General features: G+C 35.1%; 14 protein-coding genes. 8 read left to right on the top strand and 6 right to left on the bottom strand.

Going from position 1 to position 16,056, the window contains the following annotated elements:
* From ACO5GE_RS04265 to ACO5GE_RS04300, 8 genes are all read left to right on the top strand, one after another.
* The coding region (locus ACO5GE_RS04265; RefSeq protein WP_484829693.1) for a sodium ion-translocating decarboxylase subunit beta at positions 1-702 on the top strand (702 nt) is incomplete at its 5' end.
* 200 nt (positions 703-902) lie between these two features.
* On the top strand, positions 903-1,856 hold the full coding sequence (gene gctA / locus ACO5GE_RS04270; protein WP_484829694.1) for a glutaconate CoA-transferase subunit A: 954 nt from the start codon (positions 903-905) through the stop codon (positions 1,854-1,856).
* A gap of 13 nt (positions 1,857-1,869) precedes the next feature.
* Complete coding sequence (gene gctB / locus ACO5GE_RS04275; protein ID WP_484829695.1) at positions 1,870-2,667, top strand: glutaconate CoA-transferase subunit B; 798 nt, start codon at positions 1,870-1,872, stop codon at positions 2,665-2,667.
* A 57-nt stretch (positions 2,668-2,724) separates the two neighbouring features.
* Positions 2,725-4,467: an acyl-CoA carboxylase subunit beta gene (locus ACO5GE_RS04280; RefSeq protein WP_484829696.1), complete on the top strand. Its 1,743-nt coding sequence runs from the start codon at positions 2,725-2,727 to the stop codon at positions 4,465-4,467.
* Between the two features lie 323 nt (positions 4,468-4,790).
* On the top strand, positions 4,791-5,600 hold the full coding sequence (locus ACO5GE_RS04285; RefSeq protein WP_484829697.1) for an acyl-CoA dehydratase activase: 810 nt from the start codon (positions 4,791-4,793) through the stop codon (positions 5,598-5,600).
* 69 nt (positions 5,601-5,669) lie between these two features.
* Positions 5,670-6,998 carry a 2-hydroxyacyl-CoA dehydratase subunit D gene (locus ACO5GE_RS04290; protein ID WP_484829698.1) on the top strand — a complete coding sequence of 443 codons (1,329 nt, stop codon included), beginning with the start codon at positions 5,670-5,672 and terminating at the stop codon, positions 6,996-6,998.
* Between the two features lie 12 nt (positions 6,999-7,010).
* Positions 7,011-8,159, top strand: coding sequence for a 2-hydroxyacyl-CoA dehydratase subunit D (locus tag ACO5GE_RS04295; protein WP_484829699.1), 1,149 nt, complete (start codon positions 7,011-7,013; stop codon positions 8,157-8,159).
* 603 nt (positions 8,160-8,762) lie between these two features.
* Positions 8,763-9,020: a hypothetical protein gene (locus tag ACO5GE_RS04300; RefSeq protein ID WP_484829700.1), complete on the top strand. Its 258-nt coding sequence runs from the start codon at positions 8,763-8,765 to the stop codon at positions 9,018-9,020.
* Positions 9,021-9,201: 181 nt separating this feature from the next.
* Here ACO5GE_RS04300 and secD read toward each other — a convergent pair whose 3' ends face one another.
* The 6 genes from secD to queA all read right to left on the bottom strand — a co-directional run bounded on the left by secD (position 9,202) and on the right by queA (position 16,036).
* Positions 9,202-11,343, bottom strand: coding sequence for a protein translocase subunit SecD (gene secD / locus ACO5GE_RS04305; protein ID WP_484829701.1), 2,142 nt, complete (start codon positions 11,341-11,343; stop codon positions 9,202-9,204).
* 21 nt (positions 11,344-11,364) lie between these two features.
* Entirely contained in the window at positions 11,365-11,868 is a 504-nt protein-coding gene (locus ACO5GE_RS04310) for a gamma carbonic anhydrase family protein (RefSeq protein ID WP_484829702.1), read from the bottom strand.
* A gap of 169 nt (positions 11,869-12,037) precedes the next feature.
* Positions 12,038-12,307, bottom strand: coding sequence for a preprotein translocase subunit YajC (gene yajC, locus ACO5GE_RS04315; protein ID WP_484829703.1), 270 nt, complete (start codon positions 12,305-12,307; stop codon positions 12,038-12,040).
* 504 nt (positions 12,308-12,811) lie between these two features.
* Positions 12,812-13,744 (bottom strand): DNA-methyltransferase, encoded by a 933-nt coding sequence (locus ACO5GE_RS04320; protein WP_484829704.1) that lies wholly within the window; start codon positions 13,742-13,744, stop codon positions 12,812-12,814.
* Positions 13,745-13,855: 111 nt separating this feature from the next.
* Positions 13,856-14,977 (bottom strand): tRNA guanosine(34) transglycosylase Tgt, encoded by a 1,122-nt coding sequence (gene tgt / locus ACO5GE_RS04325; protein WP_484829705.1) that lies wholly within the window; start codon positions 14,975-14,977, stop codon positions 13,856-13,858.
* Positions 14,978-15,013: 36 nt separating this feature from the next.
* Positions 15,014-16,036: a tRNA preQ1(34) S-adenosylmethionine ribosyltransferase-isomerase QueA gene (gene queA, locus ACO5GE_RS04330; RefSeq protein WP_484829706.1), complete on the bottom strand. Its 1,023-nt coding sequence runs from the start codon at positions 16,034-16,036 to the stop codon at positions 15,014-15,016.
* Positions 16,037-16,056 lie beyond the last annotated feature (20 nt).

Genomic DNA, 16,056 nt, shown 5'->3' on the forward strand with positions numbered 1-16,056 from the left:
ATCGGAGGAGCAGACGGCCCAACCTCTATCTTCCTTGCAAACTCATTGGCGCCACATTTGATGGCTCCAATCGCTGTAGCTGCATATTCTTATATGGCATTGATTCCTATGATTCAACCTCCAATTATGAAGTTATTAACAACAGAAAAAGAAAGAAAAATCAAAATGGGACAATTGAGAAAAGTTTCTAAAGTGGAAAAAATCATTTTCCCAATTGTGGTAGTTCTATTCTGTTCTTTATTGTTACCATCTGTAGCTCCACTTCTTGGTATGCTTATGTTAGGTAACTTATTTAGAGAATCCGGTGTAGTAGCAAGATTATCTGATACTGCACAAAATGCCTTAATTAACATTGTAACTATCATGCTTGGTGTTACAGTTGGAGCAACAGCAAACGGAGAATTGTTCCTTCGTTTGGAAACACTTGCAATTATAGCAATGGGATTATTTGCATTTGCTTTCTCTACTGTAGGGGGACTTTTGCTAGGAAAATTGCTTTGTGCACTTACAGGTGGAAAAATCAATCCATTGATTGGTTCTGCCGGAGTATCTGCTGTACCAATGGCAGCTCGTGTATCACAAGTGGAAGGTGCGAAAGCAAATCCAACAAACTTCTTGTTGATGCATGCGATGGGACCAAACGTTGCCGGAGTTATCGGATCTGCAGTAGCAGCCGGATTCTTCTTGCTAGTGTTCGGTTAGAAACTATTTGAATAAGAGTTTAATGTATAGCGAGAGAGTGATTGATACTCTCTTGCTATATGTATAAACAGATGATATTGTATATCATCGAAGATAGCAGAAGAAAATCTTTTGCTACATAAAAAGTCAATTGACATGATTGACAGGAACACATTAATAATCATTTTATTATATTAAATATCTTAAAGGAGGTTTTTTCATTGAATAAGGTATATACACTACATGATGCAATCGAAAAATTTGTACACAGTGGCGACCATATTTCATTTGGTGGATTCACAACTAATAGAAAACCATTTGCTGCGGTACATGAAATTTTACGTCAAGGACAAAAAGATTTTATTGTTGAAGCAGGTCCGGCAGGTGGAGACTGGGACTTATTAATTGGAGAAGGAAGAGTAAAGGCATATATTAACTGTTATACAGCTAACTCAGGATATACAAATGTATCCAGAAGATTTAGAAAAGCAGTTGAAAAAGGCGAAATTCTTATGGAAGACTACTCTCAAGACGTTGTAATGTTAATGTTACATGCTGCATCTTTGGGACTACCATATTTACCGGTTCGTTTGATGATGGGATCAAGTTTGACAGATATGTGGGGAATCAGCAAAGAACAAAGAGAAGCGATTGAAAAATTGCCAGATGATAAATTTGTTTATGTAGAAAACCCATTCAAAAAAGGTGAAAAAGTAGTAGCTGTCCCGGTTCCGGAAATTGATACAGCAATTATTCACGTTCAAAAAGCATCTCCGGACGGAACTTGCTCTATTGAAGGAGATGAATTCCACGATATCGATATTGCAATTGCTGCAAAACATTGTATCGTTACATGTGAAGAGTTGGTAAGCAATGAAGAAATCAGAAAAAATCCTTCTGCTAACTCCATTCCATGTTTTGTTGTAGATGCTGTTGTTCATGCACCAAAGGGAGCACACCCTTCTCAATGTTATAACTACTATGACTATGATAAAAACTATTATATTGCATACGATAAAGCAAGTAAGACTGATGAAGACTTCAAAGCATTCGTTGATGAATGGGTATATGGAGTAAAAACTCATGAAGAATACTTGGATAAATTAGGTGCATCCCGTTTGATTGGTTTGATAAATACTCCGGGACTTGGATATTCAGAAAACTTGAATAAGTAAGGAGGACATAAAAATGGCGAACTACAAAAATTATACAAATAAAGAAATGCAAGCAGTAACAATTGCAAAAACAATTGAAGACGGGCAAATTGTTATTGTTGGAACAGGACTTCCATTGATTGGAGCTTCCCTTGCAAAAAGATGCTTTGCTCCAAACTGTAATTTGATTGTGGAAAGTGGATTGATGGATTGTGCACCAATCGAAGTTCCAAGAAGTGTTGGAGATAACCGTTTGATGGCACACTGCGCTGTGCAATGGCCAAATGTTCGTTTCATCGGATTTGAAACAAATGAATGGTTACATGATGAAAACAGAATGATTGCTTTCATCGGAGGAGCACAAATCGATCCATACGGAAACGTAAACTCTACATGTATTGGAGATTACCACAATCCAAAAACAAGATTTACAGGTAGTGGTGGAGCAAACGGTATTGCTACATTTGTAAATACTGTTATCATGATGCAACATGAAAAACGTCGTTTCATTGACAAAATTGACTATGTAACAAGCCCAGGTTGGATTGATGGACCGGACGGACGTGCTAAATTAGGACTTCCTTCAAACAGAGGACCAATTGCAGTTGTTACAGACCGCGGCGTTTTGAAATTTGATGAAGAAACAAAACGTATGTATCTAGCAGGATATTATCCAACTTCTTCTCCGGAAGATGTAATTGAAAATACAGGATTTGATATTGATGTATCAAGAGCTGTATTATTGGATGCTCCGGATGAAGATGTTATTCGTATGATTCGAGAAGACATTGACCCTGGACAAGCATTTATTAAAGTTCCTGTAGAAGAATAAAAATAGCATTAAGTATATAAAAAATTTTAAAAGGAGTATAACATGGGAGAATATTCAATGAGATCATATTTTCAACAAATGCCTATAGTTGGGAAACCACTAGTAGCTCCAAATGCTGAAAATGAAGAATTAGTAAGAGCGGTAGAAGAAGAAATCAGAAACCTTATTTTTGAAGCACAATCCGCAGGTCGGTCTGATGAGTCTTTAAATGAATCAGGTCAATTGACTGCTATGCAAAGAATTGAAATGTTGATAGATGAAGGAACATGGTGTCCATTAAACAGCTTGTTTGATCCAGCTGGAAATAAACATCATTCTACAGCTATCATTAAAGGTTTAGCTAGAATTGAAGGAAGATGGGCAGTTGTTGTTGCATCCGACAATAAAAAATTAGCCGGAGCTTGGATTCCTGGACAAGCTGAAAATCTTCTTCGTGCATCTGACACTGCAAAAATTTTAGGCATTCCATTGGTATATGTTCTAAACTGTAGTGGTGTAAAATTGGATGAACAAGAAAAAGTGTATGCTAACCGTCGTGGTGGTGGTACACCATTCTATAGAAATGCAGAATTACAACAAATGGGTATTCCGGTAATCGTAGGTATTTACGGAACTAACCCTGCCGGTGGTGGATACCACAGTATCAGTCCAACAATCCTAATTGCTCATCAAGATGCAAATATGGCTGTAGGTGGAGCAGGAATCTTAGGAGGTATGAACCCAAAAGGATACATCGATCAAGAAGGTGCTGAACAAATTATTCAATCTAACTTGAATGCTGTAAAACAAGCGCCTCCTGGAGCAGTTGGTGTTCACTATGCTGAAACCGGATTCTTTAGAGAAGTATATGAAGAAGAAGAGGGCGTAATTGCAGGAATTCGTAAATACATGAGCTACCAACCTGCTTACGATTTAGAATTCTTCCGTGTAGATGATCCAAAACCACCACAATTTGATCCTGAAGAATTATACAGCATTGTTCCAATGAATCCAAAAAGAGCATACAATATGTATGATGTGCTTGGAAGAATCTTTGACAACAGTGAATTCATGGAATTCAAAAAAGGATATGGTCCTGAAATGATTACAGGATTTGCTAAGATGGACGGATTGTTGGTGGGGGTTGTTGCCAATGCACAAGGACTTTTGATGAACTATCCTGAATACAAAGAAAACTCTGTTGGTATGGGTGGAAAACTTTATCGTCAAGGTTTGATTAAAATGAATGAATTCGTTACACTTTGTGCAAGAGATAGAGTTCCTATGGTTTGGATTCAAGATACAACCGGAATAGATGTTGGAGACGACGCAGAAAGAGCAGAATTGTTAGGATTAGGACAATCTTTGATTTACTCTATCGAAAACTCCGGAATTCCACAAATGGAAATTACATTACGTAAAGGTACAGCAGCAGCTCACTATGTACTTGGTGGACCTCAAGGAAACAACACTAATGCATTCTCCTTGGGAACAGCGGCTACAGAAATTTATGTAATGTCAGGTGAAACAGCATCTGTTGCGATGTTCTCCAGACGTTTGGTGAAAGACTATAAAGCGGGAGAACCATTGGATGGAACAATTCAAAAAATGAATGAATTGATTGAATCTTATACAGCAAAATCAAGACCAAGCTTCTGTGCACAACATGGTATGGTTGATGAAATTGTTGATATGACAATGTTAAGAAATTATATCCATGCTTTTACAAATGCATCTTATCAAAATCCAAGATCTATTTGTGCAATGCATCAAATGTTGACACCACGTGTAATGCGTGATTTTGAAACTTTTACAAAATAAAGAATTAACTTCATATTCTACAAATTTGTCCTGTGTCGAAAGATACAGGACAAAATTTGTGTTTATCAAAATTTTCCAGATCATCATCTTGTGTATGGACAAACTACATATTAAGAAACATATATTATATTGAATAGTTTACAAAAAACAGAAGATAGAATCTCTGATTTGGTTGAAACAAGACTGTATTTGTGATAACATAAATAGGTGAGGGATATACCTTTTTAAATGATATTCGTAACTTAAGATAGTTTATTTTTTGTGATATAGGGTATCTTTAGAAGGTAATATGTTTTATGTATCATTAATTTAAGGAGTGGAATATGGGGGATACAGTTTATACTATGGGAGTTGACATAGGCTCGACAGCTTCCAAGGCTATTATTTTAGAAGGTGGTAAAAAAATTTTAGACCACATTACAATTGATGTAGGAGCCGGAACTTCCGGACCTTCTCGTGCAATTAATGGCGTTTTGGAAAAGTGTGGATTAACGAGAGATGATATTCAGTATATTGTAGGTACAGGATATGGTAGAAACTCTTTAGAAGAAGCAGATTTCCAAATGTCAGAGCTTTCTTGCCACGCAAGAGGAGCTTACTTTTTATTTCCAAGGGTTCATACTATTATCGATATAGGAGGACAAGATGCGAAAGCTCTAAAAATTGGAGAGAACGGTATGTTAGATAACTTTGTAATGAATGATAAATGTGCTGCCGGAACAGGACGATTTTTGGATGTTATAGCGAAAGTTCTTGAAGTTGAAGTAGGGGACTTACAAAGTTTGGATGAAAAATCTACAAAAGATGTTACTATCAGTTCTACATGTACAGTTTTTGCCGAATCAGAAGTTATTTCTCAATTAGCAAAAGGAACAAAAATTGAAGACATTGTAAAAGGAATCCACACTTCTATCGCAAGTCGTGTAGGTAGTTTGGCAAAACGTGTAGGAATTCAAGACGATGTTGTAATGACCGGTGGAGTTGCTTTAAACAAAGGTATGATTAGAGCATTAGAAAAAAATATTGGTCATAAGATTCAAACAAGTCAATATTGCCAATTAAATGGTGCTTTAGGTGCCGCATTATTTGCTTATCAAAAATATCAAGCAGCTTTACGTAAGGGTGAAAAATAAGCAACTAATTGCTATAGTATAGATTTTACAATTTAAGAAAGTATTTAAAAAATTAGGGGGAGGTAAACAATGGCTAGTAAAGTATTAGAAAAAATTCCGGGAAAAAAACCAAGACCGATTGAAGGACATAAACCGGCTGCTGCAGTTTTGAGAGGTGTAGTAGATATGGTATATGGAAAGGCTTGGGAAGCAAAAAAAAGAGGTGAATTGGTTGGTTGGAGTTCATCTAAATTCCCAATTGAGTTAGCAAAAGCATTTGATTTGAATGTTGTATATCCTGAAAACCATGCAGCTACTACAGCAGCGAAGAAAGATGGATTGAGACTTTGTCAAGCAGCAGAAGATATGGGATATGATAATGATATTTGTGGATACGCAAGAATCAGTTTGGCGTTTGCTGCAGGAGAACCTACAGATGCTCGTAAAATGCCACAACCTGACTTTTTGCTTTGCTGTAACAATATCTGTAATATGATGACAAAATGGTATGAAAATATTGCTCGTATGCACAATATTCCATTGATTATGATTGATATTCCATTTTCAAATACAGTAGATACACCGGAAGAAAAAGTAGATTACTTAATTGGACAATTCGACCATGCTATTAAACAATTGGAAGAATTGACAGGCAAAAAATTTGATGAAAAGAAATTCGAAGATGCTTGTGCAAGAGCAAACAGAACTGCTTCAGCATGGCTAAAATCTTGTAATTATATGGCATATAAACCATCTCCATTGAGCGGTTTTGACTTGTTCAATCACATGGCTGATATCGTAGCTGCTCGTTGTGAAGAAGAAGCTGCACTTGGTTTTGAATTACTTGCTCAAGAATTCGAACAATCAATTAAAGATGGTACTTCAACATGGGAATATCCTGAAGAACACAGAATTCTATTTGAAGGAATTCCATGTTGGCCGGGACTTAGACCTTTGTTTGAACCATTGAAGAATAATGGAGTTAACGTAACTGCAGTTGTATATGCACCTGCATTCGGATTCAAATACGAAAATATTCGTGAAATGGCAGCGGCGTACTGTAAAGCACCATGTTCTGTATGTATTGAAACAGGTGTTGAATGGCGTGAAACTATGGCAAAAGAAAACGGAATCAGTGGGGCGTTAGTAAACTACAACCGTAGCTGTAAACCATGGAGTGGTGCAATGCCGGAAATAGAAAGAAGATGGAAAGAAGACTTAGGAATTCCTGTTGTTCACTTTGACGGAGACCAAGCAGATGAGAGAAACTTCTCTACAGAACAATACAATACAAGAGTACAAGGTTTAGTAGAGATTATGGACGAAAGAAAAGCAGTACGTATGGAAAATGGTGAAGAAGTTTATACAAACTTTGAGAACACAAAAGAAACTGACTGGTCAAAAACAACAATTGAATAGGAGGATAAAGAGATGAGCGAAGTAAGAGAATTATTAGATCAATTCAAATACTATGCCAACAATCCAAGAAAACAACTGGATAAATATTTGGCAGAAGGAAAAAAGGCAGTAGGTATTTTTCCATATTATGCACCGGAAGAAATTGCACACGCAGGTGGATTAGTTCCTTTTGGAGTATGGGGAGGACAAGGTCCTATTGAAAAAGCAAAAGAATATTTTCCAACTTTCTATTATTCATTGGCACTTAGATGCTTAGAAATGGCATTGGACGGAACATTGGACGGTCTTTCCGCATCAATGATTACAACATTAGATGATACTTTGAGACCTTTTTCTCAAAACTATAAGGTAAGTGCCGGACGTAAGATTCCAATGGTATTCTTAAATCATGGACAACACAGAAAAGAAGAATTTGGAAAAAAATACAATGCAAAAATATTTGATAATGCCAGAAAAGAATTGGAAAAAATTTGTGATGTAACAATTACAGATGAAAGCTTAAAGAAAAGTTTTGAAATCTACAACGAAAATAGAGCAGAAAAAAGAAGATTTATCAAATTAGCTGCTGATCACCCACAAACAGTAAAAGCATCTGATCGTTGCCATGTTTTAAAAAGTGGATACTTCATGTTAAAGGAAGAAAACAATGCACTGTTGAAAGAGTTAAATGATAAATTGGAAGCTATGCCAAAAGAAGATTGGGATGGCGCAAGAGTAGTAACAAGCGGTGTTATTGTAGATAACCCTGGATTATTGGAAGTATTTGATAATTACAAAATTTCAGTTGTTGCAGATGACGTAGCACATGAATCAAGAGCTCTAAAAATCGATATTGATATGACAATAGAAGATCCGATGATGGCATTGGCGGATCAATTTGCAAGAATGGATGAAGATCCGATTCTTTACGATCCTGATATCTTTAAGAGACCAAGATATGTAGTAGATTTAGTAAAAGACAATGATGCTGATGGATGTCTACTATTTATGATGAACTTCAATGATACAGAAGAAATGGAATACCCATCATTGAAACAAGAATTCGAAAAAGAAGGAATTCCGTTGATTAAAATGGGATATGACCAACAAATGGTTGACTTCGGACAAGTAAAAACACAATTAGAAACATTTAATGAGATTGTTCAAATGAACCGTTTCTAAGATGAGAAAAAAGATTTGATAAATATTATGTAATCAACAAAAAGCATCAAAACTGTTTATGTCAGTTTTGGTGCTTCTTTTGTATTGTGTCTGATAAGATAAAATTTTGATCATGTAAAAAAGTGCATTTTCAAATAAACTTGAAAAATAGTAAAGACTTGCAAAAATCAAATGGATGACTATTTGTTTTCCTTGTTTGAGTATTCCTTTAAATTGTTGATTTAATATATAGTATTAGAAGAAATTGTTTAGCCAAATGCCGTATACCTATCGTCATTATATTCATGGTAGTATTTGAATTTCGTAGCAACAGAAATCAATTAACAAATATTATTTTAACCCTTGAATAGAGATAACTAAAATGATACTATGATTATAGGCTTAGTCAATTGCATTTTATAAGTAATAGTAAGAGATGAGTTTATAAATAACAATGGTAATGTAAAAATTTTAAGTATTTTGTTGTTGTTAGTCATATTAGTTTTTCCCACGAATTATGAAGATAGAAGTCATAGTGTAGAAATACCTGGAAATCCTGTAACTTCTATTATAAAATCGTAAATTGAAAATGGTTGGTATTGGAAGGAGGTGGAGGATAAGCTGTTGGAAAAAAAGAAATTAGATTATTTGTCCAGAGTTTCTTCTTTTTTGCTATTAATGTCTATTTTGCTTGATCGTGTGTTTGATTATGCTGTAGTATATGTATATTTGCCTAAAATAGTAGGAGTTGTGCTGATTGTTGCTTATAGTTTGAATATGATTTATCAATATCGCTATGCAAAAAGAGGAAAGAAATATACCATTGATATGATTTTTGATATTGGTGTGATATGTTTGTCAATCTATATGATTGTATCATGATTTGATTGTAACAAATGGGATGTTAAGAATGCAATTTGACTAAACTGAATAGTTGTAAATGCATAGTAAGAAGTATGGAGATAAATACAGTAACAAAAAAGGAGTTCATGTTACCTCTTTTTTAGAAAACATGAACTCCTTTTATATTGTCATAAAAATGATTTTTTATTTTATTCTGATTTTATGCTCTTCTAAGTTTCTTTGTTAAGATAACCCATAAACTTCCTGCGATACAAACAGAAGAATAGGTTCCTACTGTGATTCCTGCTAACAACGGAAGTGTGAATTCACGAATGGATTCTACACCCATAATGTATAGAGATAAAATTGCAAGCAGTGTTGTTAATGAAGTATTGATTGAACGTGTTAATGTTTGTGAAATTGATTTATTTACAACTTCCTCCAAGTTACTTCTTCTACCGCCTAATTCTTCACGAACACGGTCAAAGATAACAATAGTATCATTGATAGAGTAACCTACTACTGTAAGCATTGCTGCTACAAACGGTGAGTTAAGAGGAATTCTAAATAATGCGTAAACTGCGAACACAACCAAAACATCGTGTAACAATGCTACGATTGCGGCGATTCCATAAGCTAATTCGAAACGGAATGAAACATATAACAACATACAGAAGGTTGCAATCAATACAGATGTAAATGCTTTATGTTTAATTTCATTTCCTACAGTCGGTCCAAATTGAGATGATTTGTAGAATGCATCATCTGTTAAGTTATATTTTGTTTTGAATTTCTCAAATACTGCTTTACGTTCGGCATTATCCAAATCTTTGATTGTTTTTAATTCAATCGAATCTTTGTTTTCTCCCAAGTAAGTGATAGACATAGTTGAATCAATTTCATCAGTGATTTGTCTGATTTCTGTTGTTTCAACATACTTTCCAAGATTGATTCCCATTGTAGTACCTCCTGTAAAGTCGATACCATAGTTCAATCCTGAGAAGGTAGACATTGCTAATCCAATTACGATAACAAGAGCCGATATAGAGAAGAAGATTTTTTTCTTACCAACAAAATCGAAGATTTTAGATTCTTTATCCATTCCTACTGTCACACCAAAATATTCTGTCTTTGTAATATGGAATGCATTGATGAATGATTTTAACAATAGTTTAGTAATGAATACTGCTGTGAAAATAGAGGCAAGAATCCCTATCATCAATGTTAATGCAAACCCTTTAATAGGACCGGTACCAAAGTAGTATAATACAACGCCGGCAATAAAAGTTGTGATTTGAGAGTCTAAAATAGTAGAAAGTGCTTTAGAGAATCCGCTTTCGATAGATACACGAATGGATTTCCCTTTTCTCATTTCTTCTTTGATTCTTTCAAATACAATAACGTTCGCATCTACTGCCATGCCGACTGATAGGATAGCCGCAGCAATTCCAGGTAATGTCAATGTGGCGTGTAATGCAGCATAAGTGTATGCAACGATTAACATGTATGCAACTAGTGCAATATCAGCAATCAATCCAGGTAAACGATATACAACAAGCATTAACAACATAACTAAAAGAATTCCTAAAATAGCTCCTTTAATACTGTTTTGAAGTGCTTTATCACCAAGTGTAGCTGTAGTAACGGAACTTTCAAGTTCTTTGAAGTTTACAGGCAAAGCACCACCGCGAATTAAGCTGGATAATGTACTTGCACTTTCATAAGTGAAGTCTCCATTGATTTCTGCATTTCCATTTGGAATGACACTCTGTACAGATGGTGCAGAGATTAGTTGATCATCCAAAATAATCATAATCTTACCTTTTGTAGGAGCAAGTTCAGCAGTTGCTTGTGCAAAAGCTTTTGTACCTTCATCATTAAATTCAAGTGTAACAACAGGAATTTGTGTTTTAGGATCAACAGCAACTTTAGAGTCTTTTACTTCTTTTCCGGTTAATACCACACTTCCATCTTCTTTTACAAACATCAATTGTGCAGTTTTACCAATAGAAGCCATAGCTTCTTCCGCATTATTAACACCCGGAAGTTCGATACGAACTCTTTTTTCGCCTTCACGTACGATAGAAGGTTCTGTTAGCCCCATTGCATCGACTCTTTTTCTAAAAACTGCAATGGTTTGGTCCATAATACGGTTTAATTCATCTCCGGTTGCATCGGTTTCTGCTTCATATACAACATAGAAACCGCCTTTTAGGTCAAGACCTTGACGAATTTGTGATTTCACATCTCCAAATGTCCTTGAGCCAACATTAACTCCTTTGATTGCAGCTAAGCCAAATGATGCAATCAGTAAGAGAACAAGAAAGAATATGGACATACTCTTTGTCTTACTTTGTTTCATAATAATATTCCTCCTAAAAATTTATTTAATGTATTCTTTTGATAATTCAACATATCTTTTCGCGCTTAGTTCAATATCTATTTTTTCCTCTTCAGTAATCTTACGAATAACTTTACAAGGATTTCCATACGCTACTACGCCCGGAGGAATTATCGTATGTTCCGTCACCAAGCTTCCTGCACCTATGATAGAGCCTTCGCCAACAACAGCGCCGTTCATTAAAATACTACCCATTCCTATCAACGAGCCATCTCTTACTTTTGCACCGTGTATAATTGCGCCATGGCCGACAATGACATTATTTCCAATCTCTACAGGATAACCCGTTGTGGTATGTACAACAGATTGTTCTTGGAAACAAGTACCACTCCCAATAGTGATGGAATCAAGGTCACCACGAATCGTCGCATGGAACCAAACACTGCTGTCATCTTCAATGGATACATTTCCAACCACATCAGAACTACCTGCAATGAAACAATGTTGCGATAAATCGGGATTGAATGTCCCATATTCTTTAATCAAGATAAAAACCTCCTTTGCTGAAATACATTTTTGTAGAATACATTGAAATATCCATTATTACTAAAATAGATATTTCCAACCATAACTTCTTTATTATACCTAATTTTAAGGTAAAAATCAATTGAATTCCTTAGTCATTTCGGTATGTTAAAAGAAATTTTTTTATATGTTATTGTTCATTTATTCTTCGTATTCCCCAACGTTCTATGGAAAGTTTAGTACGATCAGATCCGACTTCAATAGTTGCTGTAGTATCAGATAGTTTTACAATACGACCATTGATTCCGCCAATTGTCGTGATGTTATCACCTACCTTAAGATTTTGTCTCATGGTACGAATTTGTTTATCTTTTTTTCGTTGTGGACGAATGATAAGAACATAGAAAACTCCTAACATAAAAAAAGGAAATCCGTAAAAGAGAAGTTGTGGCATGGACATTCTTATTACCTCCTAATGTGTGATGTTTTTAAAATAGAAAAGAAATCTTGTAAAAACAGAACTCTAAATGTTGTTTTAAATAAGTTTTTAACATAATTACTTCTAAAAAAATAATACAATACTTTGTAATGAAATTCAAATATTATTTTTATTTAGATGGATATCTCAATAGGTTGATGCATTGCACGAATAGAAAAAAATAACATACATTCAAATGGTTTGGTATCGTTTGATTTGAATAAAGCAACATAAGAATATCATCAAACTAGATGATTGTATTGGTGATGTATCAGGCTCATCAAAAATAAGAAACTGAGTAATCTGATTTCTATGTAGAAATTGACATGGTTCTCTCTGATCTAATAATGCAAATATAATATTATTGTTTCATTCGTGAAATGAGTAGTTATTGTTTATCTATCGTATACATAAAAAAAGTAAGTTATATGCAAAAAAGAGAAAGATAAATTTCTCTTTCTCTTTTTTATGTCCCCTTTGAACAGTTTATTTATTTTTTTGAATGTTAAATGTATTTCTCTCCCAAAATACACCTTCTGTATATCCTTGTATGCAATTGTTGACTTCAGCCATTTCCAGTCTTTTTTCTGTCCAAACACAGTATTGTGGATTCTGTTCAATCCCTACGAAGTGGCGGTTTAATTTTTTGGCAGTAACAGAAGTGGAACCGGAACCTAAAAATGGATCAAAGACAACATCTCCTTGGTTGGAACTTGCAAGAATTAGTTTAGCAAGAAGTTTTTCAGGTTTTTGTGTTGGATGTGCAGTATTTTCGGGCATTGACCAATAAGGAATTGAAATGTCATCCCAAAAATTAGAAGGATAAGTATTTCGAAATTTCCCTTGTTCCGTTTCTTCCCAATCCTTTGGAGTTCCATTTTTTCTATAAGGTGCAAGAACTCTTCTTCTGATTTTGACATCCTCTACATGAAAAGTAAAGTTTTTTGATTTTGTTGCAAACCAAATATCCTCCATTCCATTTTTCCAGTTGTACATTGCACCTCGACCTTTTTCTCTCTGCCATGTAATCCTATTTTGCAAGAAAAAGTATTGTTTGAGTATGTCTCCTATGATAAGACTGGATTTCCAATCACAACAAACGTAAATACTGGCGGTATCTTTTAAGAGTGGAATTACTTTTTGAATCCACTGTTCCGTATAGTTTTTATAATCAGTATCATTCAGTTGTTTGAATTGCTTACCGTTGAAATTTTTGTCCATATTATAGGGAGGATCTACAATAAGCAAATCAACGAACTGTTTTGGAAGATATGGTATCGTTTCAAATGTGTCGCCCAAAATTGTTTTATCTAAAATGGATGATAGAGGAGCAGTTTGTTCGAGTGTGATACATCGATTTAAGTATTTCCTTCCTTCTTCAATGCTTAAATCTATGGTTTTGTTTCTAGTTGCTTTCATAATAGTTTCCTCTCTTTTTGATGAGAGATTAGAAGATAATCGTTTGACGTAAAAAAGAAAAAGTTTATCAGCTAAGACAAACATTTCTCCGTATATTTGAGAGAAAGAGGTCTATTGTTGATATCCGTAATTTTCAAAAAATTCTTTTCTAAAATCAAGAAGTCTGTCTTCTGAAATTGCATCTCTAATCTGTTTCATCAAGTTAACTAAAAAATGAAGGTTATGTGTTGTAATCAACCGTGCACCTAATATTTCATTGGTTTTTACAAGGTGACGAATATATGCGCGAGAATAGTTTTGACATGTGTAACAACTACAGTGTGAATCTAACGGCTCAAAGTCTTCTGCATAGGTTGCATTTCTTACCACAACTTTTCCTTGACTTGTCATGGCAGTTCCGTTTCTTGCGATTCTTGTTGGAAGAACACAATCGAACATATCGATACCACGAATTACTCCGTCAATCAAATCATCAGGAGAACCTACACCCATCAAATATCTTGGTTTGTCTGTAGGAAGGAGAGGAGCAGTATGTTCCAAAATATCTCTCATCATCCCTTTTGATTCACCAACGGACAGACCCCCGATGGAATATCCCGGAAAGTCAATTTCTTGTGTTCTCATCGCAGATTCGTATCTCAAGTCTTTATACATTCCACCTTGAACAATACCGAATAATGCTTGTATGTCAGATTTTTGGTGAGCTTTTTTTCCTCTTTCCGCCCATCTCAGTGTTCGTTCCATAGAATTTTTGGTATAGTTGTAATCGGCCGGATAAGGTGTACACTCATCAAATGACATAATAATGTCAGCTCCCAGCGCGTTTTCAATCTCCATCACTTTTTCAGGAGAGAGGAAATGTTTGCTACCATCTAAATGAGAACGGAAGGTAACTCCTTCTTCAGTTATTTTTCTTAAATCACCTAAACTAAATACTTGAAAACCTCCTGAATCTGTTAAAATTGCTCGATCCCAATTCATAAATTTGTGTAATCCGCCGGCTTTTTCAACAAGGTGGTGTCCAGGTCTTAAATAGAGGTGATAGGTGTTGGATAGGATAATTTTAGCATCCATTTGTTTCAGCTCTTCCGGTGTCATGGATTTGACTGTAGCTTGTGTCCCGACAGGCATGAATATGGGAGTATCTATTGTACCGTGAGGGGTATGAAGTTTTCCTAGTCTTGCACCGGATTGTTTACATACTTTAATCAATTCATATTTAATAGCGTTCATAATTCCTCCGAATCAGTTCATCAATAGGTAAGGTGTTCAGTTGTGAATAAACATTGCATCACCAAAACTGAAAAAACGATAGTTTTGTTCAATCGCTGCTTTGTAGGCGTGCATAATAAATTCTTTGTTTGCAAGTGCGCTGACAAGCATCAATAGTGTAGATTCCGGAAGATGAAAATTTGTAATTAAGGCATCTGCCATTTGGAATCTGTAGGGAGGATAGATGAAAATATCAGTCCAACCGGAAAGTTCAGCAATTTTTCCGTCGCAAGCAGAGGATTCTAACGTTCTAACAGATGTGGTACCCACACAGATAATACGCCTTTTCTGGGCTTTTGCTTGATTGATTCGTTCAGCAACATCTTTTTTGATTTCATAGTACTCTGTATGCATGTGATGTTTTGTCACATCTTCTACCATAACAGGACGAAATGTACCAAGTCCTACATGAAGAGTTACATATTCTAATTGAACACCGATATTTTGTAATTCTACAAGAAGTTCATTGGTAAAATGCAATCCAGCTGTTGGAGCTGCTGCGGAACCGTCTACTTTGGAATAGACGGTTTGGTATCGCTCTTTATCTTCCAATTTTTTGTGAATATATGGTGGAAGAGGCATTGTACCAAGCATATCAAGTATCTCTTCAAATACTCCATCATATAGGAATTCAATGATTCTAATTCCTTCTTCTTTTATTTCTTTTACAACAGCAGAAAGTGTTTGGTGAAAAAAGATGACATTTCCTACTTTCAAGCGTTTTGCCGGTTTTGCCATGACTTCCCATGTAGTCAAGTCGATTCTTTTTAATAGGAGCAGTTCAATATTTGCTCCGGTATCTTCTTTTGTTCCAAAAAGACGTGCCGGTAATACACGAGTGTTATTCATAACCAACACATCTCCTTTTTTGAGATATTGTGTAATGTCTTTGAAATGCTTATGTTCTATCTCCCCGGTTGTTTTGTTCAAAATAAGCAATTTAGAAGAATCTCTTTCTTTAAGTGGTTCTTGAGCAATACATTCTTCAGGTAAATCATAATAAAAATCTTTTGTGTTCAATGTGGTAAAAATCCTTTCTT

This window comes from Filifactor sp., assembly GCF_057248345.1.